Genomic DNA, 26,996 nt, shown 5'->3' on the forward strand with positions numbered 1-26,996 from the left:
GGATCGCGCGCTATTTCCTTTGTTTTTCGCATTTTTAAGAGTCGTCAGGTGGTCCCACCTGACTTGAAATTGCTTTGGTTAAGGTTCGGGGCATGAGGCAGATACCACTTCCATTGTCGACTGCGAGCGACAGCCCGCCGCGCATTGTCGTGGGCAATGCGAACGCGCAGGCCGTCGACGCCTTGATGGAGCCGGGCCGCTGGCCGTTCCTCACGGCGATTCTTTCGGGCGGTCCGCGTTCCGGCAAGTCGCTGCTGGCGCGCTGGTTCGTCGAGACCGGGCAGGGCGATGCGCTCGACGATGCCGACCGGATGGAAGAGGACGCCGTGTTCCACGCCTGGAACCGCGCGCAGGAAAACCGGCGCCCGCTGCTGATCGTCGCCAGTCATCGCCGCGGCGAAGGCGAGGGGCGCTGGCAGGTGAAGCTGCCCGACCTGGGGTCGCGTCTCGGCGCCGCGCTGGAACTGGAAATCGGCGAGCCGGACGAGGCGATGATGGCCGATCTGTTCGATGTCCACGCGCAGATGCACGGGATCGTGCTGGATCCTTCGGCGATCGACTATCTTGTGCCGCGCACCGAGCGTAGCCATCTGGGCGTCGAACGGCTGGTCGCCGCGATCGACCGCCTCAGTCTGGAGCGCAAGCAGCCCCCGACAATGGCCATCTGGCGCGATGCGCTGGAAGAGGTTAAGGGCGGCGACACCAAGGGTATGTGACCATCGGCCTGGGGGCAACTTGCCTTGCGGGCCGATTGATGGGAGATTCGCGCGATGTTGGGTAATCTCGTCCGCTATCTGGACTCGGTCGTCGCGCGCGACCCGGCACCGCGTTCGCGGTGGGAAGTGCTGCTCTATCCGGGCGTCTGGGCGCTGTTCTTTCACAAGATCGCGCACCGGCTGTTCCGTGCGGACCTGTTTTTCCTCGCCCGCGTGGTGAACCACATCTCCCGCTTCATGACCGCGATCGACATCCATCCCGGTGCCACGATCGGCCGGAACTTCTTCATCGACCACGGCTTCACCGTGATCGGCGAGACGGCCGAGATCGGCGACAACGTGACGATCTACCAGTGCGTGACGCTGGGTGGTTCCAACCCCACCAACGGCAAGGGCGGCAAGCGTCACCCGACGTTGCTCGACAATGTCATCGTGGGGTCGGGCGCGCAGATCATCGGCCCGGTCACGGTCGGCAGGCGCGCGCGCGTCGGTGCCAGCGCGGTGGTGACCGAGGATGTGCCGGAAGGCGCGACGATGATCGGCGTCAAGGCGCGCTCCACGCTGGTCAAGGCGGAGACGTACGCCAAGGAATTCATGCCCTACGGCACGCCCTGCAAGGAGCCGTGCGAGCCGGTGGGCAGCCAGCGCGTCGATGAACTGGAAGAGCAGGTCGCGGCGCTGCGGGCGCAAGTCGATGCCCTGCTGCGCGCCAATGCCGAGGCGCGCGCCGCCGTCGATGCGCATGCCGAACCGGTGGTGAAGGGCGTCTGACGGCGCGATGGCGGTTGGCCCCAACGGCGGTGTAAATCCTCTTCCGGCGGGCGTCGTTGCCTTCCCCGGCCGAGCCCCGCTGCAGGTCGGGTTCGACCGTCTCGAACTCCAGCGCATCCTCGACCTCTATGGCCGCATGGTCGCCGCCGGGATGTGGCGCGACTACGCGATGGATTTCGACAAGGATGCGGCGCATTTCTCGGCCTTCCGCCGCGCGGCGGAGCGGCCGCAGGCGCGCATCGAAAAGCGTCCTGCCTTGCGCGGCAAGCAGGGCATGTGGACGCTGTTCGGCGAAGCTGGCCAGATCCTCAAGCGCGGGCATGAGCTGGTGAACGTGCTCAGCCCGCTGGAGCGCAAACTGCTCAAGGTCGTCGAGGACTGATCATTCGCATTCACGCGAAGGCGTGGCTGGCGTCGAGGTCGGAGGTCTGGGCGCTGGCGACGTGGTTGACGATGTCGAGCAGGAACCAGGCGGCGGCGACGTGCAGCGCATAGGCGATCAGGTCGATCACCCCGATGGTTCCGGCAAAGCCCTGGGCGCGCCACAGGACGTTGTCGATGAAGTTGCCGATCAGCCAGCAGGTCCACCAGGCCGTCAGGCGATAGTCGGCGGGCGCGGTGAAGCCGTCATCGGCAAGGTGGCTGCGGTTCCACAGCTCGCGCATTGCCTGGAACGGCTTGAAGAGCAGCGCTAAGGGCACGAAGAACCAGCCGACCGACCAGCCGGGGGTGAATTCCAGATCGTTCATGCCTGCCGCGAAGAGGTTGGCGTGGGCGCGGTGGATCCACATCGAGATCGTGACGATGCAGCCGATATAGACAAGGAGGATCGCGATCGAGGCGATTCCCGCGGTTGCCACCAGCGGATTGGATGGGTCGTTGACCTGATCGACGTCGAACGCGAGCGTGGTCGCCCACATCAGGATGGCGAGCGTGGAAAGCCCTATGTAGGCATAGAGCGCGAGGCGAACCACTGTGGTCCGGCTTGCGAGGATGGCGAGCCCTTCACTGAGGGTCTTTTCGGTCATGGCTGGAGTTGTCCCGTCTGTTCGGATGGCCGCGGCGAGCGCTACGAGGTCTTGCGATGGCCGGGCGATGGTGGCCGGAAGGGCTTCAGGCGAAGATGGCGCTGCCGTCGATCAGCGAGGCCTGTGCTTCGGTGATCCGGCGCAGGATCACCACGAGGCAGCCCGCCGCCATGCACTGGAAGCCGATGCCCACCACCAGCAGCATGAAGTTGAGCAGGCCCGGCGCGACGAGCTTGATCGGTGAGAAGACGTAGAGGCTGGCGATGACGAGGACAAAGGCGATCAGGAACGATCCGGTCAGCAGGCATAGCCACCAGACCGAGATCGTCGTCACCGCGGTGCGTGACTGGTACTCATCCTCGCCGTGGCTGCGGTTCCAGAGTTCGCGCATCGCCAGGAAGGGGACAAAAAGCTGGGCGATCGGTACGAACAGGCTGATTACCGACCACAGCGGGCGGGCCCGCAGGCCGGACAATTCGGCCCGGTGGAGATTGGCGATGGCCTTGTGAAACCACAGCAGGAAGGTGGCAGTGCCGGCGAGGGATGGCAGGACCAGCCCGATCATGCCGACCCCGCCCAGAATACCGATGCCGATCGACGTGCTCTGGTCTGGAGCCAGACCGGTCTGGCGGACGGAATAGGCCCAGAAAAAGGCGGCCAGCAGCAGTATCGCCGAAAGCGCTGAGACCGCGATGGCCACTTGCGTGGCGAGCGAATAGCCTTTCAGGCGCGCGGCATCACGCGGCGAGATCTGTCCATGCATGCCCTGACGATTTCCCCCGAATGACGCAGTCGCATCGTTCAGGGTGCCGTTTCAGGAAAGCGGCGTCAATCCGCCTGTCCGGAATTTAATCCCGCGATTTCAATAGGACGGACAGCGCGTGGTGGGCCTGTTCCATCCCGGTTTCGAGCACGCGGTCGCCCTGCCGGTCGGCGATGACCGGCCAGGCGCGGGCAAAGCCTTCGACGCCAAGGTCATCGCCCTCAAGCAGGACACCTTCGTTCATGGTGATGAAGGCGCTCTGGCAGACCCCGCCGCCGGCGGCGACGATGGCATCGTTGGGCGCGTCCCTGGAGACGAGATAGAGCGCGGCGGGCACCACCGCTTCGGGCTGGAAGGCGGCATAGGCCTCGTCGGGGAAGATGTCGGCGGTCATGCGCGTGCCGGCGGTGGGGGCGAGGCTGTTGACGCGGATGCCGTACTTGGCGCCCTCCATGCGCAAGGTGCGCGCGAGGCCGAGGACGCCGAGCTTGGCCGCGCCGTAGTTGGCCTGGCCGAAATTGCCGCCCAGGCCCGAGGAGCTGGTGGTCATCAGCACGCGGCCGTAGTTCTGCGCGCGCATGGTTTCCCACACCGCCTTGGTGGCATGGGCGCTGCCGAGCAGATGGACACGCACGACCTGCTCGAAATCGGCCATGTCCATCTTGGCGAACGTGCGGTCGCGCAGGATGCCGGCATTGTTGATGAGCACGTGGATGCCGCCCCAGGCCTCCTTCGCGCGGGCGGCCATCGCTTCCATCTGGGCAAAGTCGGACACGTCGCCGCCGTCGGCCATGGCCTCGCCGCCGAGCGCACGAATTTCCTCGACGACGCCGAGGGCTGCCTGCGACTGCCCTGTCCCGTCGCGGTCGGCGCCGAGGTCGTTGACGACCACGCGTGCGCCGCGCCGTGCCAGTTCCAGCGCATAGGCGCGGCCGAGGCCGTGGCCCGCGCCGGTGACGATGGCGACTTGTCCTGCGAAGCTGATGGTTTCCTGCATGGCGGGGGGATGGCAGGTTGCCGGCGGCGGTTCAATACACTCAAACCTTGCCCCGAACCGATCTCGGCGTCATAGGCGCACTAATTCGAATCTGCGCTCCGCGAAGCGAAAGGTCCCCAGATGAAAGTCCGCGTCCACGTCAGCCTCAAGCCCGGTGTTCTCGACCCGCAGGGCCGCGCGATCCACCACTCGCTCGAAGGCCTCGGCTTTGCCGGCGTCAACGACGTGCGTGCTGGCCGCCTGTTCGAACTGGACGTGGCCGAGACCGTCACCGACGAAGCGCTCGACGACATGTGCAAGAAGCTCCTCGCCAACATGGTGATCGAGAACTACCGCATCGAGAAGGTCGCCTGATGGCGTTCCGCTCCGCTGTCGTCACGTTCCCGGGTTCCAACTGCGACCGCGATCTGGCGGTGGCGCTGGAGAAGATCTCGGGTACGCAATGCATCCGCGTCTGGCACGGCGATGCCGAACTGCCGGACAACCTGGACTTCATCGGCCTGCCCGGCGGTTTCTCTTATGGCGACTACCTGCGCTGCGGCGCGATCGCCTCGCGCTCGCCGGTGATGCGCGCGGTGATCGAGGCCGCGAACAAGGGCGTGCCGGTGTTCGGCGTGTGCAACGGTTTCCAGGTGCTGACCGAAAGCGGCCTGCTGCCGGGCGCGCTGCTGCGCAATTCGGGCATCCGCTTCGTTTGCCGCGACGTGACGCTGAAGGTGGAGAACGCCCAGTCGCTGTTCACTTCGGGGTATGAGGCCGGGCAGGAGATCTCGATCCCCGTCGCCCACCACGACGGCAATTACCACGCCGATGCGGAAACGCTGGACCGCCTCGAAGGGGAAGGCCGCGTGGCGTTCCGTTATGCCGGCAACGTCAACGGTTCGGCCCGCCAGATCGCCGGCGTGCTCAACCAGGCCGGCAACGTGCTGGGCATGATGCCGCACCCCGAGCGCGCCATCGAGGCGACGCACGGCGGCACCGATGGCCGTGCGCTCTTCGAAAGCGCGATCCGCGGCATGGTCGGCGCCTGAAGCCACCTCCATCGGCGCTGCTCATCGGCGCCGTCCGCCGACTTCGGTCGATAGAACGCCCCCGGAAACGGGGGCGTTTTTTGTTGGAGACGTCAACGGGTCAGGCGGGCGGTCTGCACGGTCAGCGCAAAGAGCGCGGCAAGAGCGTCGGATATGCTCTGGTCGGTGGTGACCTTGTAATAGAGCCTGGTGCCGTCGGGCCGGGCCGAGGCGCAGGATTGCAGCGCCGGCTCCACGTTGGCAAGATAAGGGGCGACGTTGGACTGCGACCAGGCGTCGCCGGTCAGCGATTCCGGCAGATACTCGGTGTAGAGAATGGCGATGCGCAAGCCGCGGTTCTTGATCGTCGTGCAGTCGGCCAGGTTCTGGGCGTTGAACTCGCGGTTCCAGCGGCTGGAGCCGTAAAGTTCGTCGGACAGGCCGTCGGTGATGATGAACAGCACGCCCTGTGGGTTGGCGCTGCTCGATCCGTCGCCGGGGTTGGGCATGGTCGTGTTCATCTGGGCGAGGGCGTTGTGCACCTCGGTGCCCTGGTCGTTGTTGCACAGGCTCGAGGTCGGGCAATTGTTGCGGTACCAGTTGTCCTGCATGTTGTAGAAATTGGGCACGTCGTAGCTGGCCATCTGGCTGACGTCGGTCATTGACGAGGTGATGGTCTTCACCGGGCCGCTGGTGGAAGGATGGGTCCAGTCGAAGGTGAAGAGTTGCATTCTGTAGGTGACCTGGTTGTTCCGAGCGGCGGTGATGGCGACCGGGATCAGGTTCTGGGCGGCCGTTTCCTCCTCGTCGATGCGCAGGGTGATATTGCTGCCGCCGTAGAGCGCGGCGTAGTTGCGGGTCAGCCAGTAGCTGTCGGCATACTGGCCGTTCGCCTTGGTGTAGACGGTGCCGCTGGTGCAGTAGACCCGGGTCGAATCCGTCGAGGAGATGGGGCAGGCGTTGCCGCTGGCGAGATCGAGCCACATGTCCTTTCCGGCGGCGTTGCGCACGTAGATGCTGTCGGTGCGCGGGTTCATCGTGTGGCAGGCGAAGGCACATCCGTTGGGCAGGCTGGAGCTGCTGGTGGCGCTGCGGATGGCCGTCAATCCGGTGCTGGTGGAGGGCAGCAGCATGGACGGCGAAATGTCCATCAGCAGGTAGAAGTTGATGTTCGGCGCGACGGTGGCATCGGCGGTCACGGAACCGGCGATGGGCAGGGTCGCCGCGCCGAGGATGCCGCCGAACAGGTTGATCGAGGCGGCCTTGTAGCTGACCGTGACCGAGCGCCCGGTCGTCAGGCTGCCGCTGGAAGTCACCGCGACGGTCGGGTTGGCGGTGGAATCGTAGACCATCCCGCCGAGGCCGGAGACCTGGGCGTTGAACATCGCGCGCGCGGCGTCGGCGGCGGCGCTGTCGGACTGGCGCATGGCGGCGACGTTGACCGCGGCAAGGGCGGCGGCGTCGGCGGCGGCGTTCATCCGGGTGCGCAGTTGCAGCGCGCGGCCATAGTCGATCGCAAAGCCGACCGCGAAGATCAGCGGGACGATCGCAAAGGCGAACAGGATCGTCACGTTGCCGCGCCGCCCGCGCAGCAGCCGCCGGCCAGGCGCTGCCAGGCGGGCAAGGCGCAGCGTGATGCTCATGACAGCGGCACCGAATCCGAGACGCGCGGCAGCATCATGATCCTGTCGGAGAGCGTGTAGCTGCCGATGTTCCCCCAGGGCAGCGCGGCGGTATAGGTGTAAGTCACTTGCCCGAGGATCACGTAAGTGCCCGTGGAGGTCATGTTGGCGGGCACGGTGACGGTGGAATTGGTCGCCAGCGCGGATCCGTTGAGCGCCTTGCTCCAGACCACCGTTGCGGTGGTGCTGCTGGCGACCCGGACTTCACTGAGCACGATCACCGCATTGCTGACGGCATAGGGGGCCAGGATTTTCGCGCTGGCGTCGAGAATGGCTGCCGCTTCCGCCTGGGTGAGGCTGGGATAGCGGGTGGTGAGATCGGCCACCGAGCGGGCGGTCAAGGTGACCTTGCGGCTGCAGGCGAAGGCATCGGCGAAGGTGAAGGTGCCAAGGTAGAGCAGCAGCAGCACCGGGAAGGCGAAGGCGAACTCGACCAGCGCGAGGCCGGTACGGTCCCGCGCGAACGTGTGCGCGACACGGCGGAGCGGAGAGCGGGCGGGTGCCATCAGTAATATTCCGACTTGAACACGCTGGTGGCCAGCAGCAGGCGCTTGCCGCCGGGTTGGTTGGATATGTTGAAGCCGAGCGGGCCGCTCGATGTCGGCCAGAGGTACATGAAGCGCACCACCACGATCGCGGCCTGCCCGCCGGGGGTGTAGGCGAAGGCAGTGCTGACGTTGCCGTTGTTGTCATAGGTCAGCACCGGCATGCCGGTGTCGGCGGCGGAAAAGCTGCTGGCGGTGCGCACGTCGACCATCAGGGCGGAGCAGTTCATGTAGCTGGGCAGCGCGGAACAGGCGGCGGACTGGAACTGGGCGGCGTTCATCCCCGCCTGCTGGGCCTGTCCCGTCGCCAGCAGGCGGCTTGCGGTCTCGGTGGCTCCTTCGAGGCCGTCCTGCGCCAGATAGACCAGCGCCACTTGCAGGATCGCGATCAGCACCGCGAGGAACACCGGGGCGACGATGGCGAACTCGATGATCGTGGCGCCCCTGTCGTCGCAGGCGATGGGCCGGATGGAGCAGGGAACGCGCATGCGTGGATTGGCCTCGGGTGGTCAGCCTGCCAGGCATAGGCCCGGGAAGGCTAACCGGCGGTTGGAACGGGGCTAGGGAACCGTCCTGAGCGCGGCCCCGTGCGGGATCCCGAAATTCCCGGATATGGGACAGGTGGGGTGCGAAAACACACGGCATTCCGCCAAAAATGACAGCTGTGTGACCGGAGCGCGCCGCGGCCTTCCTATCATGAGGGGGGGACATTCATCATCGCGAGATGATATTTGCGAAGGAAGCATTCTTGACGACCAATACCATCGGGGAACGGCTGGCGTTCCTTGAATTCGATGCCGCGCAGCGCCGTGCCCTGGCCTCTGCGCAGCCTCTCCTGCGGCGCTGCATCGGCCCCGCACTCGACCGTTTCTACGCCCGCGTGCGGCAGACGCCGACGCTCTCGGCGATGTTCCGCGACGCCGCGCACATGGACAAGGCCAAGGCCGCCCAGGTGGCGCACTGGATGGAAATCTCGTCCGCCCGGTTCGATCACGACTACTACGAGGCGGTTTCGCGCATCGGCAAGATGCACGCGAAGATCGGGCTGGAGCCGCGCTGGTACATCGGCGCCTATGCCCTGATCCTCGAAGAGATCATGACGGCGGTGGAACGCTCCGCCAGCCCCTGGCGGCGGCTACTGCGGCCGGGCATCTCGCCGGGCAAGGTGAGCCGGGCACTCGTCAAGGCGGCGATGCTCGACATGGACCTGTCGATCTCGATCTATTTCGAGGAGGCCGAGGCGGAGCGTTCGCAGGCGATCGATTCCCTCGACCGGGCGATGTCGCGGCTGGCGGCGGGCGATCTGGTCCACGAACTCGACGATCTGCCCGACACGTTCCTGTCGCTGACCCGTTCCTACAACGAGAGCCTCGGCAACTTGCGCAGCACCATCGGCTCGGTGGTCCAGACCTCGAGCGCGATCCAGGGCGGCGCGGGCGAGATCGCGCGCGCCTCGGAAGACCTCGCGCGGCGCACCGAGAGCAACGCGGCGAGCCTCGAACAGGCGGCCGCCACGCTCCAGCAGGTCGAGGACCGGGTGAAGGCGACCGCCAGCGGGGCTTCGGAAACCCTGGGGATCGCGGGCGGTGCGCTCGATGCGGTCGGTCAGGGGCGCGGCGTCGCGGTCGACGCGGTGCAGGCGATGCGCACCGTGCATGAAAGCGCGCGCGGCATCGACGAGGTGATCGAGGGGGTCGACAAGATCGCCTTCCAGACCCGCGTTCTGGCCATGAATGCCGCGGTCGAGGCGGGCCGGGCCGGGGACGCCGGACGCGGTTTTGCGGTTGTCGCCGATCTGGTCAGTTCGCTCGCCATGCGGGCCGAGGAAGAGGCGCGCAAGGCCCGCGACGGGCTCAGCACCACCCGTGCCCAGATCGACGAGGCGGCAGGGGCCGTCACCCGCGTCGACACCGAACTGGAGCGCATCGCCGTCGAGGTCGAGCGTGTCCACAAGCTGATCGGCACGATGTCGCGCGACAACGATGCCCAGGCCGTCGCCATCTCCGAGATCAACACCGCGGTTGGCGTGATGGACCAGGCGACGCAGCAGAACGCGGCGATGGTCGAAGAAACCTCGGCAGCGACGCGATCGCTGTCCTCCGATGCGACGGCGCTGGCCGCGCAGGCGGGCATGTTCCGGATCGGCGACGATCGCACGGCTGGACGGTTCGCCGCGTAATAGCGTCGCGCGCCGGGTTTGAACCGCCGCATTCCGGTATTGGCGAGGCATTGGGAAATGCGCTGCGGCGCATTTCCCAACAGGCGTTTACCGCAGGGTCATTGCTGCAGGCTGCGGACGAAGAATGTCGAGAGACGGCGCGTCACGTAGTCGATCGGGCCGGTCGAGCGGCCCACGGTGTGCTCGCCGCCGGGCACGACGAGGAGGTCGAAATCCTTGTCCGCCTTCACCAGCGCATTCACCACCTGCATGGTCGAGGCGGGATCGACGTTGCTGTCCTGCTCGCCCACGATCAGGAACAGCTTGCCCTGCAGCTTTGCGGCATTGTCCACGCCCGAGGCATCGGCGTAGCTCTTGTCGACCGGCCAGCCGAGCCACTGTTCGTTCCAGCTGATCTTGTCCATGCGGTTGTCGTAGCAGCCCGCCATGGCGACGCCGGCCTTGTAGAAATCGCCATGGAACAGCAGCGCATTGAGCGTCGACTGCCCGCCCGCCGAGGCGCCGTAGATGCCGACGCGGCTGATGTCGTAGGACGGGTCCTTCGCCGCCATCGCCTTGTGCCAGAGGATGCGATCGGGGAAGCCGGAATCCTGCAGGTTCTTCCAGGCGACGTCCTGGAATGCCTTCGAACGGTTGGCCGTGCCCATGCCGTCGATCTGCACGACGATGAAGCCAAGGTCGGCCAGCGCCTGCATGCCGATCACCTTGTCGCCGCCCGAATGGTAGCCGAAGGGCCAGAAGGTCTTGGGCACGAAGCTGTCATGCGGGCCGGCGTAGATGTTCTCGATCACCGGGTATTTCTTCGCAGGATCGTAGTCGTGCGGGCGCACGACGAGGCCCCAGATGTCGCTCTTGCCGTCGCGGCCCTTGGCGGTGAACACTTCGGGCGCGTGGAAACCGGCGGCGGTGAGGCGGCTGATGTCGCCCCTGGTGATCGTCGCCACCACAGCGCCGTCGCTGGCGCGGTGCAGTTCGCTGACGGTGGGCATGTCCACGCGCGAATAAGTATCGACGTAGAACTGCATGTCGGGCGAGAAGCGGGCGGCGTGGTCGGCGCGCTCGGGGGTCAGCGGCGTCAGGTTGCGGCCGTCGAAATCGATGCGGTAGTAGTGGCGGAAATAGGGATCCTCGCCCGGGTTCATGCCGCTGGCGGCGAACCAGATCTGGCGCTTGGCATCGTCCACCTTGACCACTTCGCGCACCACCCAGTTGCCGGTGGTGATGCGGTTCTTCACCTTCCCGGTCTTGCCGTCCATCAGGTAGAGGTGGTTCCAGCCGTCGCGCTCCGAGGCCCAGACGATCTCGCCCCCAAGGCCGTTCACGTCATGCGCGAAGCGGCGGTCGGCGTAGAAGAAGGTCCTGGCATCTTCGGTCACGGCGGCATGGGCTGCGCCGGTCCCGGCATCGACGGCGATGATCCGCGCCTGTCCGAAACCGCGCTTGTCGTAATCGAATTCCACGCTCTTGCCGTCGGCGCGCCAGCGGGGCTGCGAGAGCTGGTAGGGATTGGGGAACAGCGCAGGATCGACCACCGTCTGGCGGCGGCTGGCGACATCGAACAGCACCGGCTGCTCCTGATCGACGGCATCGCCGGGCTTGGGATAGAGCTGGCTGCGCAGCGCCGGCTGAAGCTGGCCAGCGGGCGCGGCTTCCACGCGCAGCACGTGGCGGGCAAAGCCGGGGCGCACGCGGTAGATCATCACATGGCGGCTGTCGGGCGACCACTCGATGGTTTCGGGATCGTAGAAATTGCCCTCGGTGCCGTCGCTGCTGAGGCGCGTCAGGTCCCTGGAGCCGGCGGGACGGACGACGAGGTTGTTGTCCTCGACCAGCGCTTCCCACTTGCCGTCGGGCGAGAGGCGCGGATGGTTATCGGCGGGCACCGAAAGGTCGCGCACGACGCCGAAGCCGCGCGGGCGGCGCGGGTCGGCTTCGGGCGCGCAGTGATAATCGGTGAGCGTGCAGTTCCAGCCGGCATAGTCGATGCCGAAACCGATCGACTGGCGATCCGGCCCCCACGAGAACTGGTCGAACGGCAGGCGCAGCGGGTCGATCGTCTCGCCCATTGCGGCGCCGAGCGCCTTGGCGAGCTTCTGCTGGTCGAAGGCCGGGGTCTTTGCCCGCGCGCGCAGGTCATAAGTCTCGAACGCGAAGCCGCCTTCCACGGTCTTGCGATAGGAGAAGGCGCTGCCGTCCGGCGTCCAGCTTGCCGGCCAGGCGATCTCGCGCGTCAGGTACTGCCAGTCCGCGCGCAGCGATATCGAGCGGGCCATGTCCTCGGCGCTCGGCGCGGCAAGGGCGTGGACAGGGGCGAGCGGCACCGCGCTCGCGGCCAGCAGCAGGGCCGCGCGGGCGTGACGGAGAGGAGCAAGCATGGATCGAAAACCTCAGTGCGGATCGGCAGGGCGCGGGGGCAGGACACGGGGGGGGGCAGGCCCCGACAAAATGCGTTCTTAAATATAGTATACGAAATTTGCACAGCGAGGCAATGCGGGAAGGAAGCCGCTCAGGGAATCCAGCGGTAGTCCGGCTTGGCGGTGACTTCCGGCACGGGGGCGGTTAGGTCGGCGCCGTGCTTGGGGTCCTTGACGGTCTCCTGATCGACGAAGCCATAGAAGACACCGTGCGCTGCCGAGCCGCCGCGCTGTTCGACATCGCCGATGTTCTGCGCGGTGCCGGACAGGACGATGCCTTTCTCGTACTCGCCGATGCCGAGCATGGCGGTTGCCGCCCGGGCCTTGTCCCGTACCACGGTATCACCGCGCAACACGGTCAGGCCGGAAATCACCGCATCGTCGCGCACCTCCGCCTTGTCGAGCACGACCGCGTGATCCTCGATCCGCGCATGGCCGGAAACGGTGCCGGAGACGACGCGCGCATAAGGGCCGACCCATGCCGTCTTCGCCACGCTGGCGCCGGGGCCTACCCAGCCGCCGCCGTTGCTGTGGCGATGGCCACCGGGGATCGGCGCGGGCGCGTCGGGCTGGGCGCCATCGAACTGCACCATCCACGGATAGCGGTAGATCGAATACCACGGCTGGTCCCAGCGGATCTTCTGCATCGTGGAGGGCGTGGCCATGACCACCAGATAGAGCCCGGTATCGTCAGGACGCACCGCGATGGAGGCAGCGCCTTTGGTGCCGCGCTGGAGCGGGGTGTAGCGGCTCTTGCCGTCGGCGCCGACGGCCACGACGCCCCAGCGCCAGTCGGAGGCGGGCGAGGGGATCGTGTCCGGCTCGTCGGCAAGGCCGGGCAGCGAGGTGACGGCGCTGGCCTGCTGCACCACGCCGCGGAACGTCACGCGCACTTCGCCGGCACCGGCATCGGGGCGAAGCTTCACCACGTTGTAGCCCCAGCGCTGGGGTGCGGCCATCTCGGGCACGGCGAAGCGGCGGTGGGCGGCGTCGATCGGATCGAGCACGGTGGCCGAGAGGATTCCGGCATCGGTGGTCTGGTCGTAGCTGCCGTAATTGCGGCGCAGGACCGCGCCCTGATCGCTGCCGTCGGGATTGGTGTAGTCCCAGTTGGCGTTGTGCAGGGCCCAGTCGCCGAAGGTGTCGTTCAACTGCTCCTGTGTCCATCCCATGTTGCGCTGGAGGACGCTGAAGGGATCTTCGGTGAGGCGTGCGGGATCGTCCTTGCCGGGGGCCTTGCGCCAGATGTCGTTGACCGCCTCGAAGCCGTGGGTGTCCTTCAGGTATTCGAAGAACTGCCAGTTGCAGTAGCGCGTCCGGGTCGAGCCGTAATAGAGGTGCGGATACTGCTTGAGCAGCACCGAGCAGTGCGTGTTCTGGCGGAATTCCGGCAGCTGCACGGTCATCCAGTTGGCGTGGCTTTCGAACATCCAGCCGGTGAAGGGCGAATCCATCAGGCGGCCGGTGGCGGCCTGAAGCGCGTGGGTCAGTTCGTGGGCAAGCCCGAACCGGTCCTTGAGTGCGCCGGGATCGATCCACATGCCCATGTGGCCGAGCGAGTCCGCCCCGCCGGTCAGTCCGTAGCCGACGCCGATATAGGCATTGACCTTGAACTTCTCCGGCGAGCCGCAATGGGGCGTGGGAAAGCGCAGGGTGCCGAGGAAATAGCTCCACACATATTCGAGATGCGCGGCGGCGGCCTTGGCCACTTCCGGTTCCACCGTGCCCGGCTTCCAGTGCAGCGCGAAGTGGGCGCTTTCCAGCTGGAGGGGCAGGGCGGAATTGGCGGCGTCCGACGGATCGGTCGCCGCCACTTTCCAGCCATTTGGCCATTCCCCGGCTACGCAGGCCGCACTCGGTGTGGAGCCGGTAGCCGGGGAGGCAGCCATCGCCGCGGACGGAAGGGCCGCTCCAGGGACGGAGAGCGCCAGCGCCGATGCCTGCAGGAAAGTCTTCATCGTCATGAGTCCCCGATCAGCGGGGCGTCAGCGTGACGGTGGTGGCCGCTGCGGTGAGCGGGATGGCATAGCCATCGCGGTCCGCGGTGCCGGTGTCGGTCGCATAGGTACGGCCGCCAGCGGTGGTGGTCTGGAACAGCAGGCGCGCGGCCGGATCGGTGGCGCTGGCCGGATCGAGCGTCAGCACGACCTTGCCGGTCTTGCTGTCGTAATCGGCGCTCTGGATGCGGCCGGCTTCCAGCGTGATCCACAGACCGGCGGGCGCCACGAACAGGCGGCGGCGGGCGCCGTCCTTCGGGACGAGGTTTACGGTGCTGCCCTTGGTGGTCAGGTCGCCGCCGAAGCCGATCCAGCCGAACTGCGGGTCATTGACCATGTAGCTCGCCGCCGTGATCGCATGGCCGTAGAAGCCCATGCCGTAGTCGCCGGTGATCGCGTCCCACTTCATCATGTCCGGCCACGAGTGGAACGCGGCCGAGCCGAAGCCCTTCTGGTCGATATTGGTCACGCCGCCCATCATGCCGCCGTAAGCGACGCGCAGCAGGTGCAGGTCGGTGGGGTTCTGGCGATAGGCATCGAACAGCGGCACCGCGTTCAGCGCCGATCCGTAGTGGTGGATCTGCCGCTCGATGCGGCTGACCTTGCCGCCATAGAGGAAGTCCCAATAGCGGCGCGCATTGCCGTTATAGCCCCAGCTGGGGATCGTGGGATCGTAGCCCAGGATAACCTCGCGCGTCTCGTCCGCCTGCGGCTGGAAGCCGAAGTAGCGCATCCAGGCATAGACTTCGGGCTGGCCGGTGGAATCCCACGCCATCTCGCTGCCGAACGGATACTTCATCGAACGCCAGTGATCTGCGCGCTTCTTCATCAGGCCTTCCATCTCGGTGGCCTCGGCGGTCATGCCCTCGCGCTTCAGGTCCTTCAGGATGTCGACGAAGACGTCGCCTTCCATCTGGCCGAACTCGGCATAGTACGGGGCATCGCGCATCATCGCGACGGTCGTGCGGTAGGCCCAGTCGAGGTAGAACTTCCAGTCGTGCTGCTTGACCAGCCCGGCATTGTCGCGGGCGAGGCGGTAGAGCACCCAGTGGCCGATGGCGACGTGGGGGTAGTTATAGGAGCGGCCGAGATCGCCTGCATCCTTCTTCGACCACGCGGTCCAGTTCTTCCAGTTGATCTTGGGATCGTAGTAGTTCGGGAACTCCACCGGATCGTAGTAGAAGATGCTCTTCTTGACGGCACCGGCCTGCGGGCCGTCCTTGACCTGCAGGGTGCCCAGCACGGTTTCGTTGACGAGGCGTTCCAGCTTGGCGACTTCTTCCGGGTTCGGATTGTCGAGCTGCTTCATCATCGCGGCGACCCACGAACCGGCGCCGCCTTCGTCGCTCATCCCGGAAACCCAGACGCGGCCGTCCTGCGTGAGGATCTTGTTGTCCTCCCGGTCGTAGGAGAGGATCGCGGGGCTGCGGTGGAAGGGATCGTCCTTGCCTTCGAACCACTGGTCGGTGGTGGTGAAGTGGCCGATGTCGGCCATCACCTGCTCAAGCGGCTTGGTGATGTAGTAGCTGACGGTCTGCTTCTGCCCGTCCGCATACGTCACCGTCAGACGCGCCTGACCCCAGCCGTTGGCCTTGATCTGGTAGCGGGCCCAGCCCCCCCCGCTTTTCTCGGAGGTGGCGGTGAGCGAACCTTCGGGGAAGGATTCGATCTTCGCCACCTTGCTCGGCGTCTTCAGGAACAGGCTGGCGGTCTGGTCGGTGGGCACGACATAGCCGGGAATGCCGACCGCGACCGGGCGCTTCTGGGCGACCAGCGTATCCTCGATCGCGCGGATGCTGGGCGCGGTCACGAAGCGCAGGCCGATCGTGCGGCTTTCGCCGGGGGCCAGCGTGATGCTGGTCGGCTCGTTCCACTGCTGACCGGCCTTGGCCCATTCCTTTTCGGCAAAGCCCTTGCTGGCGACGGTCCAGTCGTAGAAGCCCTCGGAAACCTGCGTGCGCGGGCTCTTGTCGGTGAAGATGTCGCCATCACGGGCAGCGCGGGCCTCGGCGATCGGGCGATAGGCTTCGAGCGGGGTGCCCTTCTCGGGCAGCACCAGCAGCGCCGGGCCTTCCCCGTTGAGGCGCGTGACCTGAAGGTAACCGGCATCGCGGCCGATATAGGGATCGACGAAGCTGGCCTGCGCGTGGGCGGAATCGAGATCGCGGTCGAGGATGATGTTGTCGAACACCATCGGCATGCCGAGGCCGCCGATCTCCACGGGAGCGCTGCTGGTGTTGACCAGCGTGAAGCGCAGGGCGAGCACGCCGTCCTCGTTCACCCAGCGGCGCTCGACGCGCAGCGGGATGCCCGCTCCCATGGAAGCGGTGATGTCGGCGGCGGCGAGCACGCCCTTGCCGCCCGTCAGCGCGGCGATCTGCTTGCGGGCATGGGCGGAGGAGAAGTCCTGCCAGTCTGAGCCCGCGGTCTTCAGGCGAATGTGAATGTCGCCGATATGGACATAGCCATCGGCGGCACGCTCGGCCTCACGGCCCGCAGGCACGAAGTCGAACGCGGCATTGCCCTTGGGCGAGAGGTGGGCAAGCGTCTGGGTATCCGCGCGCAGCGCCAGATCGAAGGCCGGGGTCTGCATCTCGGTCTTCTGGATCGGCGGATAGACCGGCTTCGGCTTCTCCGCTTCCTGTGCCTGCGCCGCCGCCATCGGCAACATGGCCGGAACCGGCGCCAGTACCAGCGCGATGAGGGGGAGGGGCTTCAGAAGACGCTTCATGTCAAATCCTCGCGGGTATCTTCAACGGGCCAAAGCGACTGCCGGTGCGGCAGGCTTCACGGGGCCGAGCGGCGGCGGTGTCTCGCCGAGCAGGTAAAGGGTGAAATAGTCGCGCAGCTTCTTCCAGAAGAAGGGCTGGTAGACGTTGTGGGTGGCATTGGGCACGACCACCATGTCGACGTCGCGCCCGGCATCGATCAGCGCCTTGGCAAGGCGGAAGCTTTCGGTGACCGGCACGTTGTCGTCGATGTCGCCGTGGACCAGCAGCAGGTGGCCCTTGAGCTGGCTCGCCACCGCCATGTTCGAATTGCGTTCCCAGGTTGCCGCGTCGGCTTCGCCCATCGAGACTTCGGGCCACCAGGTCTTGTCCAGCCGGAGGTCGTGGTTGCCCGAGGCGGAGACGCCGACCTTGAAGAAGTCGGGGCGGCGCAGCACGAAGCGCGCGGTGTCGTAGCCGCCCGCCGATCCGCCGAACACGCCGACACGATCGACGTCCATGTAGGGGTATTTGGCGGCCATCTGGCGGATCAGCGCGATGTGATCGTCAAGGCCCACTTCGCCCAGGTTCTGGTAGGCGGGAAGGCGGAAAGCCTGGCCGCGCCGCGAGGTGCCGGTGCCGTCGATCATGACGACCACCGCGCCGATCTGCGCGACGCTGTTGCCCGGCACGCGCAGCGCCATGCCCCAGGTGGAGGGCACGTCGGTGGTGGTGGGGCCGGTGTAGACGTTGTCGATCACCGGATAGCTGCGCTTCGGATCGAAGTGCGCGGGGCGATAGATCATGCCGTAGATCGGCGTCTTGCCGTCCGCCGCCACGCCCTTGAACGGTTCGGGCGGGGTGTAGCCGGCCGCCAGCAGGCGGCTGTCGTCGGCCTTGGCGAGGTCCATCACGATCCTGCCGGTCGCACCGTCACGCAGCACCGCGCGGGTGGGCGTCGTCGGGCTCGACATCTGGTCGACGATCCACTTGCCGTCGGGCGAAACCTGGGCATCGTGGTCGAGCGGTTCGGGCGTCAGTTCGGTGAGGCCGCCCCCGTTCAGCGATACCCGGTAGAGCGCACGCCAATAGGGATTGCGGTCCGCCTCGCGCCCGACGCCGGTGACGATGAGCGATGCCTTGTCCTCGGCCACGTTGTCCACCGAGAGCACTTCCCAGTTGCCCGTGGTGAGGGCCTGGCCGCCATCCGGGTTGTCCGGGGTGACGAGGTAGAGCTGCGCCCACCCGGTGCGCTCCGAAATCGAAAGTTCGCCGCCCAGTTCGGGCGAGGGGAAGATCATCGAGGAGGTGACGGTGATGACCGGCTTCACCGCCTCGTGCGCGACGATCTTCGCGGCGCCGGTCGCCGGATCGGCCACGTAGACCGCCTGCTGGCGATAGCCGCGCTCGGTCCACTGCATGCGCGGCTTGCCGTTCACCCAGTTCATGTCGGGCGGCGAGGGGTAGAGGATCGATTCCGACGGCATCTGGATCGGAACGATCTTGGCCTTGCCGCTCTTCAGCGCGGCCTGCACGTCGACCACGATGCGTGTCGCCTGCGGCAGCTTCTCGGCGCCTGCGAGCGGGTAGATGTAGGAGAAGCTGCGCGGATAGAAATTGCCCGGCGGGTTCTGCTGGGTGATCGAAAGCTTCTTCACCTCGCGCGTGTCGAGCCGCCACGTCAGCAGATAGCGCCCGTCGGGCGACCATGCGCCGGAAACGGGCATCGCCGGTTCCTCGGTGCCTTCGCGCAGGATCTGCGAGAGTTCGGGGATCGAGCGGCCATAGGGCTGCTCGCGCGTGCCATCGGTGGTCAATGCGACTTCGCGGCCCGATGCCACGTCGACGGCATAGAGGTTGTAACCGCGCGCGACGATCCTGGTCTTGCCATCGGGCGAGGGGAGGTCGAGCTGCGGCGCTTCCGGCGTGACCTTCTCGGCCTTGCCCGCCGCGTTCAGGCGCCAGTGGCCGTCCAGCGCGTCGAAAGTGAGGCTGCCCTGTTCGGCATCGTAACCGATGTCGGCGAGCCGGGCGTCGTCGAGGGAGATGGTCCGGCCGTTTGCCTCGGACAGGGCTGCAAGCAGGCTCGCGGTCGTCGACACTTCACGCACCTGCTTCGTGGCAAGGTCGAGCAGCAGGAAGCGCTGGTCCTTGCGATTGCCGGTCCGGTAGAACAGCGCATCGCCAACGAATTGCGGCGCGACATTGGCATTGTCGATGAGGTCGCCGATGCCTGCGCCAAGGAAGGCATCCGCCGTCTGATAGCGCTCGGCAATGCTGGGCTGTGCGGACTGCGTCGCAACCGTCGATGCCTGCCGTGCCTGTGCGGCGGGCTGGAAGGCCATGGCGGCTCCAAGCGCAAGCAGGCTTACCGCAGCCGGTTTTTTCAGTACGGAGAGAACAGGACGGGAAATCAAGGAGGTGCTCATGACATGGTCCCATCGCTTGTCTTCGGAAAGATGCATGGGTTCTTGACGTCCCCGACGGAAAGGGTCAAGAAAAAATTATACGATATATGATCTGAGCATTTCACAAATGCTTCAATCCAGTCGCCGGGATGATCCAGATGACCGCAACTCCTTCTGTCGAAACCGCCCTTCCGCTGGTCAGCGAGCGGCTTCACCATGCGGTGGCGCGCCGACTGGCGATGGCGATCGTCGGCGGCGAACTTCCTGCCGGGCATGTGTTCCCGGCGGAGGTGGAACACGCCGAGCGGCTGGGCGTCTCGCGCTCGGTGCTGCGCGAGGCGTTCCGCGTGCTGACCTCCAAGGGCATGGTCAGCAGCCGGCCCAAGGCGGGCACCCGCGTCAACGCGCGCAAGAGCTGGAACCTGCTCGATCCCGATGTGCTGGCCTGGCAGATACAATGCGGTGCCAGCGACGAGTTCCTGCGCGACTTGTTCGAACTGCGGCTGGTCGTCGAGCCGCAGGCAGCGGAAATGGCGGCGCTGCGCCGTGACGAGCGGCAACTCACCGACATGGCCAATGCGCTGGAAACGATGGAGCGTTGCACGCTGGCCACCGACAAGGGCCGCGCGGCCGACATCCGCTTTCACGAACTGGTGCTGGAGGCGACGCGCAACGAACTGATGCAGGCGCTGTCCACCTCGATCTCGACCGCCATCGCCTCGACCACCGCGATCAAGAGCCGCGTGCAGGATTCCCCGCGCGACCCGATGCCCGAGCACCACGCCCTCTATCGCTGCATTGCCGAGGGCAACGCCAAGCAGGCGCGCAAGGCGATGGTTGCACTGATCGATCTTGCCCACTCGGACACCCGCGTCGCGCTTCGGCGCTGAAACCTCTCGGCTCGACGGGGTTGACTCGGCAGCGTCGACCCTTATCAATAACAGTATACGATATTCGATAGGAGTTTCCGGTGATGAAGGCCAATCGGCGCGAATGGATGACTGGCGTGGCGGCGCTGGCCATCAGCTCAATCCCTCTCAAGGGCTTCGCGGCTGTCATCGCCCCCAAGCTGCCGATCAAGGCGAAGCCGCTGCCGCTGAGCGACGTGCGGCTGACCGCATCCGACTATGCGACAGCGGTGGAAGTCAATGTCGACTACCTGATGTCGCTCAGCCCCGATCGCTTCCTGCACAATTTCCGCAAGTACGCGGGGCTTGAGCCCAAGGCGCCGATCTACGGCGGCTGGGAATCGGACACCATCGCCGGCCATACCCTTGGCCACTACATGACCGCGCTGGTGCTGGCATGGCAGCAGACCGGCAACCCCGAATGCCGACGCCGCGCGGACTATATCGTCGACGAACTGGCGCTCTGCCAGGCGCAGCGCAGCGATGGCTACATCGGCGCGCTCGGCCGCAAGACCAAGGACGGCAAGGTCGTCGACGGGCAGGAAATCTTCCCCGAAGTCATGCGCGGCGAGATCAAGTCGGGCGGGTTCGACCTCAACGGATCGTGGTCGCCGCTCTACACCGTGCACAAGTATTTCGCGGGTCTGCTCGATATCCATTCGGCCTGGGGCAATGCCAAGGCGCTGGAAGTGGTCATCGGTCTGGGCGGCTACTTCGAGAAGGTCTTTGCCGCGCTTGACGACAAGCAGATGCAGGAACTGCTGGGCTGCGAATATGGCGGTCTCAACGAAAGCTATGCCGAACTCTACGCCCAGACCGGCGATCTGCGCTGGCTGAAGGTGGCCGAGCGCATCTATGACAAGCGCGTGCTCGATCCGCTGGTGGCGCAGGAGGACAAGCTCTCCAACTTCCACGCCAATACCCAGGTGCCCAAGCTGATCGGCCTGGCCCGCATTCACGAACTGACCGGCAAGGACGAGCCGGGCCGCGCCGCCCGCTTCTTCTGGGAGCGCGTGACGCAGCACCACAGCTACGTGATCGGCGGCAATGCCGACCGCGAATACTTCTTCGAGCCGGACAACATCGCGCTGCACCTCACGGAATCGACCTGTGAGCACTGCAACACCTACAACATGCTCAAGCTGACCCGTCAGCTCTACTCGTGGCAGCCGGACGGCGCGCTGTTCGACTATTACGAGCGCGCGCATCTCAACCACGTGATGTCGGCACAGAACCCGCATACCGGCGGCTTCACCTACATGACGCCGATGATGAGCGGCGCCCCGCGCGGCTATTCGCAGCCGGGCGAGGAAGCCTTCTGGTGCTGCGTCGGCTCGGGCATGGAAAGCCACTCGAAGCACGGCGATTCCATTTACTGGCAGGGTGACGACACGCTCTTCGTGAACCTCTTCATCCCGTCGAAGGCGGAGTGGAAGGCCAAGGGCGTGGCGCTGACGCTGGCCACCGAATATCCGTTCAAGCCTGAAGTGGGCGTGACGCTCGACAGCGTGAATAACGGCAAGTTCACCCTCGCGCTGCGCATCCCGGCCTGGGCCAAGGACCGCGCGCTGGTGTCGGTCAACGGCGCGCCGGTTCCGGCCAATGCGGTGAACGGCTACGCCGTGATCGACCGCCGCTGGAAGAAGGGCGACACGATTGCGCTCACCCTGCCGCTCGACTTGCGCTTCGAGGCGGCTGCCGGCTCGCAGGATGTGGTTGCCGTGCTGCGTGGCCCGCTGGTCATGGCGGCGGACCTCGGCCCGGCCGAAATGGAGTTCACCGGCGTCGAGCCGGCGATGGTGGGCGACAATCCGCTTGCCGCCTTCGCGCCGATCGTCTCGGATCGTCCGCGCTTCCAGACCAGGGGCGTCACCCGTCCGGGCGACCTCAACTTCGTGCCGTTCTACAGCCAGTACGACCGCCGCAGCGCCGTCTACTTCAAGCGCTTCAGCGAAGCGGGCTGGAAGAGCGAGGAAGCCTCGTTCCTGGCCGAGCAGGCCCGCCAGAAGGACATCGCCGCCCGCTCGATCGACGTCATGCACCTCGGCGAAATGCAGCCCGAGCGCGACCACAACCTGACCTCGGAAATCTCCTACCCGGTTTCCTACCGTGGCCGGAACGGGCGCGATGCCCGCTCGGGCGGCTATTTCGAGTTCACGATGAAGGTGAAGCCGGGGCCGCTGCTGCTGCTGCAAGCGACCTATTGGGGCAGCGAGCGTTCGCGCGTGTTCGACATCTTCGTCGACGGCACCAAGGTCGTCACCCAGAAGCTCGACAACGATACGCCGGGCAAGTTCATGGACGTCGACTATCCGCTGCCCGAGGCGCTGACCAAGGGCAAGACCGCGGTCAAGGTGCGTGTCGTGCCGCATGACCGCAGTTCGGCGGGGCCGATCTTCGGCATGCGCCTGTTCACGGCCAAGCCCGCTGCCGCCAAGTGAGTGAGAATCGCATGACTGCCAACGGCGAAATCGCCTTCTCGCTGGAGGAGGCGGATGCCTTCGCCCGCAAGGTTCTGGTCGCTTGCGGGCTGGCTGCGGACCATGCCGCCGCCGTGGCGCAGACGATGGTTTCGGGCGAGCGTGACGGCTGCACCTCGCACGGGCTCTACCGTCTGCTCGTCGCCGCCAACTCGGTGGCGCGCGGCGTGGTGGTGCCCGATGCGGTGCCCGAAGTGAGCGAACCGGCCAAGGCGCTGGTCAAGGTGGACGGCAAGGGCGGCTTCGCCCAGCTGCCCTTTGAACTGGGCATGCCGCTGCTGGTGGAGAAGGCCAGGGCTTACGGCATCGCGGCCATGGCGCTCAACAACGTGGTCCACTTCGCCGCGCTCTGGCCCGAGGTCGAGGCGCTGGCCGAGCAGGGCCTTGTCGCGCTCGCCTTCACGCCCAGCCACGCCTGGGTCGCGCCCGAGGGCGGCACCAAGCCGGTCTTCGGCACCAACCCGATCGCGTTCGGCTGGCCGCGTCCGGACCGCGCGCCCTTCGTGTTCGACTTCGCCACCAGCGCGGTCGCGCGCGGCGAGATCGAGCTGCACCGCCGCGCGGGCAAGGCGATCCCGCCGGATTGGGGCTATGACGCCGATGGTCGTCCCTCCACCGATGCCAAGGCCGTGCTCGACGGCGCGATGCGCACGTTCGGATCGCACAAGGGCTCGGCGCTTGCCGCGATGGTCGAGCTGCTGGCCGGCCCGCTGATCGGTGACATGACCAGCGCGGAATCGCTGGCGGCAGACGAAGGACGCGGCGGCTCGCCCATCGGCGGCGAACTGATCGTCGTCATCGATCCGGCGGGCTTCCTGGGTGACAGCCTGGACGAATACCTGAAGCGGGCGGAGACCATGTTCGAAACCATCGAAGGGCAGGGCGCCCGCCTCCCCGGTTCGCGCCGCCTGCTGGCCCGCGCCCGTTCGCAAGTGGAAGGCGTGCGCATCCCCGCGCAGCTCCACGCCGACATTCTCGAAATTCTCGAAAGGGGAAATTGACGTGAAGACTACGCTTGGCCGCGCGCTGCTGCTGGCAGGCGCCGCAGTTGTCTCGGGCGTTGCCGTTTCTGGGGCCGTTTCCGCCGCAGCGGCTCCCGCAGCCCAGATCGCCAAGGCCCAGACCCCGGACGAGGCTTTCGAAGCCATCTACACCGCCGAATACGCCTGGCGCCTGCAGCAGAGCGGCCCCAGCGAGGATGGTCCCAAGAGCGAACGCCTCGCGCTCCCCGACGTCGGCGTAAAGGCGCAGACCGCGCGCCTGGCCGCGTGGGAAAAGGTCGAAAAGCAGCTCGCCGCGATCGACGTCGCCAGGCTGTCGCCCGAGAACCGCATCAACTTCTCGGTCTACAAGGGCCAGATCGATGCCTTTGTCGCATCCCAGCGTTACCGCGATTACGAAAAGCCCTTCAACGCCGACACCAGCTTCTGGGGTGAACTGGCCGACTGGGCCCGCTCGCCGCTGCGCGACCAGCAGAGCGCCGAAGACTTCGTGGAAATGCTGCGCGAGATCCCGCGCTACTACGACCAGCAGATCGACAATATGCGCGCGGGCCTGAAGCGCGGTTTCTCGGCCCCGCAGGTTACGCTGATCGGGCGTGACAAGGGCATCGAACTCGTGGTCGATGCCAAGACGGCGGAGGACTCGCCGTTCTACGAGCCGTTCAGGAAGCTGCCCTCGACGATCCCGGCTGCCGAGCAGGAAAAGCTGCGCGCCGCCGCCCGCGCCGCGATCACCGGCAGCGTCGTGCCCGCGCACGCCAAGCTGCTCGCCTTCATGCGCGGCGAGTACGAGAAGCAGGCGCGCAAGACGCTCGCCGCCTATGCGCTGCCGGACGGCAAGGCCTACTACCAGTCGAAGATTTCCGAGTTCGTCACGCTCGACAAGTCGCCCGAGGAGATCCACCAGATCGGCCTCAGCGAAATGGCGCGCATCCGCTCGCAGATGAACGAGGTGATGCAGCAGGTCGGTTTCAAGGGCGACCTCAAGGCGTTCCTGCACTTCCTGCGTACTGATCCGCAGTTCTATCCCAAGACGCCGAACGAATTGCTCTACCGCGCCGCGTGGATCGCCAAGACTTTCGACGGCAAGGCCTCGCAGTTCTTCGGTCACCTGCCGCGCAGCCGCTTCGCCATCAAGCCGGTGCCGGACGACGTGGCGCCGTTCTACACCGGCGGGCGCGGCGGTCCGGGCATCTACCTCGTCAACACCTACGATCTGCCGAGCCGCCCGTTCTACTCGCAGGTCGCGCTGACCCTGCACGAATCCGCGCCGGGTCACGCCATGCAGATGCCGCTCGCCGCCGAGAACAAGGACCTGCCGGCCTTCCGCCGCGACACCTATCTCTCTGCCTACGGCGAGGGCTGGGCGCTCTATTGCGAGGCACTGGGCGAGGACATGGGCATGTACGAGACGCCCTATGACCGCTTCGGCATGCTCAGCTATCAGGCCTGGCGTGCCTCGCGCCTCGTTGTCGATACCGGCATCCACGCCAAGGGCTGGACCCGCGAGCAGGCGCAGCAGTACCTGCGCGACAACACCGCGCTGTCCGACCACGAGATCGAGACCGAGGTGGACCGCTACATCTCCTGGCCGGGACAGGCGCTGTCCTACTACATGGGCCAGCTGGCCTTCGTGGATGCGCGCAAGAAGGCGGAAACCGCGCTGGGTTCGAAGTTCAACATCCGCGCTTTCCACGATGCGGTGCTGGCGCTGGGCGCGGTGCCGCTGCCGGTGATCGACAGCCGCGTCGATCAGTTGATCAAGGATGGCGGCAAGGGGCCTTATCCCGATGAGGAATAGTCTCAAGCTGGCTCTGGCGGCGGGCGCGTTTGCGTCCGTCGCCCCGGCATCCGTCTTTGCGCAGCAGGCGCCGGTGGCGCGCGAACTGACGGTTCCGGGCAACCCCATCCTCGCCGACGGGGATTACTACTCCACCGATCCCGCGCCTTTCGTGGCCGACGGCCAGCTCTGGATCCTCGCCGGGCGCGACGAGGCGGCGAGCGACGTCAACGACTTCATCATGCCCGAATGGCAATTGCTGAAGACGGCCGATCCGGCCTCGGGCAAGTGGACGCATTATCCCGCGATCCTGAAGCCCGAAAACGTCTTCGCATGGGCCGAGCCTGCCCGCGCCTATGCCGGGCAGATCATCCAGGGACCGGACAAGCGCTACTACCTCTACGCCCCGGTGCTGGAGAAGAACAGCGACGCGAAGGACCGCTTCGCCATTGGCGTGGCGGTGGCGGACAGCCCGCTCGGCCCCTGGCGCGATGCGCATCCTTCGGGGCCGATCATCTCGCAGAAGGTTCCGGTCGCCAACGATATCCAGAATATCGATCCGACCACGATGATCGATGACGATGGCCGGGTCTATATCTACTGGGGCACGTTCGGCCAGATGCGCGGCATGGAGCTCGCGCGCGACATGATCACGCCCAAGGGCCCGGAGCTGGAGATGAAGGGGCTCACCGGCTTCTTCGAAGCGCCGTGGATCATGAAGCGCAAGGGCACCTATTACATGCTCTACGCCGGCAACAGGGCAGGTCCCACTTCGGACTGCACGCCCGCCGTCTACCACGCCTGCATCGCCTATGGCACCGCGCCTTCGCCGATGGGCCCGTGGACCTATCGCGGTGTCGTGCTGAAGCCGGTGTCCTCCACTACCTCGCATCCCGGCGCGGTGGAGTTCAAGGGGCAGTGGTATCTCGCCTACCACACGGCGGACGCGAAGGGCGGCGGCCATTTCCGCCGCAGCGTTGCGCTGGACAAGATGGACTGGGACGACAGCGTTACGCCTGCGCGCATCCTGCCGGTGGTGCCGACCCTGCGCCCGCAGCCGCCGCTGGCGCCCAGCCGCAACATCGCGCGTTCCGCCTGGGCGACTGCGTCCAACGATCCGGTGCCGGTGCAGTTCTGGATCAAGTCGCTCAACGACGGTGTGGTGAAGGAGGCTCCGTTGCCGCCCGACATGTGGGGCAGCTGGTCGCCGGACAATCCGCCGAGCCAGTGGATCGAGTATCGCTGGGATCAGCCGGTGACGGTGAATGGATCGCGCATCCGTTTCTGGAATGACCAGCCCGCCGGCTCGGGCGTAGGCGTCGCTCCGCCGGCCAAATGGCATCTTGAATACTGGAGCGGCAAGAAGGGCTGGAAGCCGGTTCCCGGCGCCGGCGCCTATGGCACGGCGACCGACGCCTTCCAGGACGTCACCTTCCCGAAAGTGACGACGCGCTGCCTGCGCGCGGTGATGGAGGCCTCCGGCGACGGCAAGACCCATGCGGCGCTGGCCGTGCAGGAATGGGAGGTGCTGGCGCCCACGTCGCAGCCGGTCGTCCTGCGCCGGGAGGATAGCAAGCCGACCTGCCGCTAGAGCGTTTTCTGATCTGAT

General features: G+C 66.2%; 21 protein-coding genes. 11 read left to right on the top strand and 10 right to left on the bottom strand.

Annotation, left to right across the window (positions count from 1 at the left end; all coding sequences use genetic code 11):
• Positions 1–92 precede the first annotated feature (92 nt).
• From OKA11_RS05640 to OKA11_RS05650, 3 genes are read left to right on the top strand one after another with little or no spacing between them, the layout of a single operon-like run.
• Positions 93–716 (top strand): P-loop NTPase family protein, encoded by a 624-nt coding sequence (locus OKA11_RS05640; protein ID WP_267219233.1) that lies wholly within the window; start codon positions 93–95, stop codon positions 714–716.
• A 54-nt stretch (positions 717–770) separates the two neighbouring features.
• Positions 771–1,487, top strand: coding sequence for a serine O-acetyltransferase EpsC (gene epsC, locus OKA11_RS05645; protein WP_267219234.1), 717 nt, complete (start codon positions 771–773; stop codon positions 1,485–1,487).
• A 7-nt stretch (positions 1,488–1,494) separates the two neighbouring features.
• Positions 1,495–1,869, top strand: a complete 375-nt coding sequence (locus OKA11_RS05650) for a DUF2794 domain-containing protein (protein WP_267219235.1) — start codon at positions 1,495–1,497, stop codon at positions 1,867–1,869.
• Positions 1,870–1,879: 10 nt separating this feature from the next.
• On the opposite strand, the gene OKA11_RS05655 is transcribed toward OKA11_RS05650, so the two are convergent.
• The 3 genes from OKA11_RS05655 to OKA11_RS05665 all read right to left on the bottom strand — a co-directional run bounded on the left by OKA11_RS05655 (position 1,880) and on the right by OKA11_RS05665 (position 4,275).
• Positions 1,880–2,515, bottom strand: coding sequence for a DUF4328 domain-containing protein (locus OKA11_RS05655; RefSeq protein WP_267219236.1), 636 nt, complete (start codon positions 2,513–2,515; stop codon positions 1,880–1,882).
• A gap of 85 nt (positions 2,516–2,600) precedes the next feature.
• Positions 2,601–3,278, bottom strand: coding sequence for a DUF4328 domain-containing protein (locus OKA11_RS05660; protein WP_267219237.1), 678 nt, complete (start codon positions 3,276–3,278; stop codon positions 2,601–2,603).
• An 85-nt stretch (positions 3,279–3,363) separates the two neighbouring features.
• On the bottom strand, positions 3,364–4,275 hold the full coding sequence (locus OKA11_RS05665) for an SDR family NAD(P)-dependent oxidoreductase (RefSeq protein WP_267219238.1): 912 nt from the start codon (positions 4,273–4,275) through the stop codon (positions 3,364–3,366).
• Between the two features lie 120 nt (positions 4,276–4,395).
• On the opposite strand from OKA11_RS05665, the gene purS reads away from it, so the two are divergent.
• Both purS and purQ read left to right on the top strand, forming a co-directional pair.
• Complete coding sequence (gene purS / locus OKA11_RS05670; protein ID WP_142634639.1) at positions 4,396–4,629, top strand: phosphoribosylformylglycinamidine synthase subunit PurS; 234 nt, start codon at positions 4,396–4,398, stop codon at positions 4,627–4,629.
• Complete coding sequence (gene purQ / locus OKA11_RS05675; RefSeq protein ID WP_267219240.1) at positions 4,629–5,306, top strand: phosphoribosylformylglycinamidine synthase subunit PurQ; 678 nt, start codon at positions 4,629–4,631, stop codon at positions 5,304–5,306. Before purS ends, purQ begins: the two co-directional genes overlap by 1 nt.
• 92 nt (positions 5,307–5,398) lie before the next feature.
• Here purQ and OKA11_RS05680 read toward each other — a convergent pair whose 3' ends face one another.
• Genes OKA11_RS05680 through OKA11_RS05690 form a run of 3 tightly spaced genes read right to left on the bottom strand, consistent with a single transcriptional unit; the run spans position 5,399 to position 8,000 of the window.
• Positions 5,399–6,928: a TadE/TadG family type IV pilus assembly protein gene (locus tag OKA11_RS05680; protein ID WP_267219241.1), complete on the bottom strand. Its 1,530-nt coding sequence runs from the start codon at positions 6,926–6,928 to the stop codon at positions 5,399–5,401.
• Positions 6,925–7,473 carry a TadE/TadG family type IV pilus assembly protein gene (locus OKA11_RS05685; protein WP_267219242.1) on the bottom strand — a complete coding sequence of 183 codons (549 nt, stop codon included), beginning with the start codon at positions 7,471–7,473 and terminating at the stop codon, positions 6,925–6,927. Before OKA11_RS05685 ends, OKA11_RS05680 begins: the two co-directional genes overlap by 4 nt.
• On the bottom strand, positions 7,473–8,000 hold the full coding sequence (locus tag OKA11_RS05690) for a TadE/TadG family type IV pilus assembly protein (RefSeq protein ID WP_267219243.1): 528 nt from the start codon (positions 7,998–8,000) through the stop codon (positions 7,473–7,475). The genes OKA11_RS05685 and OKA11_RS05690 overlap by 1 nt, the downstream gene beginning before the upstream one ends.
• Positions 8,001–8,260: 260 nt before the next feature.
• On the opposite strand from OKA11_RS05690, the gene OKA11_RS05695 reads away from it, so the two are divergent.
• Positions 8,261–9,691 carry a globin-coupled sensor protein gene (locus OKA11_RS05695; RefSeq protein WP_267219244.1) on the top strand — a complete coding sequence of 477 codons (1,431 nt, stop codon included), beginning with the start codon at positions 8,261–8,263 and terminating at the stop codon, positions 9,689–9,691.
• 98 nt (positions 9,692–9,789) lie between these two features.
• On the opposite strand, the gene OKA11_RS05700 is transcribed toward OKA11_RS05695, so the two are convergent.
• From OKA11_RS05700 to OKA11_RS05715, 4 genes are all read right to left on the bottom strand, one after another.
• Positions 9,790–12,066 carry a DPP IV N-terminal domain-containing protein gene (locus OKA11_RS05700; RefSeq protein WP_267219245.1) on the bottom strand — a complete coding sequence of 759 codons (2,277 nt, stop codon included), beginning with the start codon at positions 12,064–12,066 and terminating at the stop codon, positions 9,790–9,792.
• A 131-nt stretch (positions 12,067–12,197) separates the two neighbouring features.
• Positions 12,198–14,069 carry an Svx/AvrXca family virulence/avirulence protein gene (locus OKA11_RS05705; protein WP_267219246.1) on the bottom strand — a complete coding sequence of 624 codons (1,872 nt, stop codon included), beginning with the start codon at positions 14,067–14,069 and terminating at the stop codon, positions 12,198–12,200.
• A gap of 10 nt (positions 14,070–14,079) precedes the next feature.
• On the bottom strand, positions 14,080–16,833 hold the full coding sequence (locus OKA11_RS05710) for a DUF5695 domain-containing protein (RefSeq protein WP_267219247.1): 2,754 nt from the start codon (positions 16,831–16,833) through the stop codon (positions 14,080–14,082).
• Positions 16,834–16,854: 21 nt separating this feature from the next.
• A complete protein-coding gene (locus OKA11_RS05715) occupies positions 16,855–19,239 on the bottom strand; it encodes a S9 family peptidase (protein ID WP_267219248.1) in 2,385 nt (794 codons plus the stop codon).
• 137 nt (positions 19,240–19,376) lie between these two features.
• Between OKA11_RS05715 and OKA11_RS05720 the strand changes: the two genes are divergently transcribed.
• From OKA11_RS05720 to OKA11_RS05740, 5 genes are all read left to right on the top strand, one after another.
• Positions 19,377–20,108, top strand: coding sequence for a FadR/GntR family transcriptional regulator (locus OKA11_RS05720; protein ID WP_267219249.1), 732 nt, complete (start codon positions 19,377–19,379; stop codon positions 20,106–20,108).
• Between the two features lie 83 nt (positions 20,109–20,191).
• Positions 20,192–22,567 carry a glycoside hydrolase family 127 protein gene (locus OKA11_RS05725; protein ID WP_267219250.1) on the top strand — a complete coding sequence of 792 codons (2,376 nt, stop codon included), beginning with the start codon at positions 20,192–20,194 and terminating at the stop codon, positions 22,565–22,567.
• An 11-nt stretch (positions 22,568–22,578) separates the two neighbouring features.
• Positions 22,579–23,607, top strand: coding sequence for an Ldh family oxidoreductase (locus OKA11_RS05730; RefSeq protein ID WP_267219251.1), 1,029 nt, complete (start codon positions 22,579–22,581; stop codon positions 23,605–23,607).
• Between the two features lies 1 nt (position 23,608).
• Positions 23,609–25,408, top strand: coding sequence for a DUF885 domain-containing protein (locus OKA11_RS05735; RefSeq protein WP_267219252.1), 1,800 nt, complete (start codon positions 23,609–23,611; stop codon positions 25,406–25,408).
• Entirely contained in the window at positions 25,398–26,978 is a 1,581-nt protein-coding gene (locus OKA11_RS05740) for a family 43 glycosylhydrolase (protein WP_267219253.1), read from the top strand. The genes OKA11_RS05735 and OKA11_RS05740 overlap by 11 nt, the downstream gene beginning before the upstream one ends.
• The last annotated feature ends 18 nt before the right edge of the window (positions 26,979–26,996 follow it).

It is taken from the genome of Novosphingobium clariflavum, assembly GCF_026420865.1.
In the GTDB taxonomy this organism is placed as follows: domain Bacteria; phylum Pseudomonadota; class Alphaproteobacteria; order Sphingomonadales; family Sphingomonadaceae; genus Novosphingobium; species Novosphingobium clariflavum.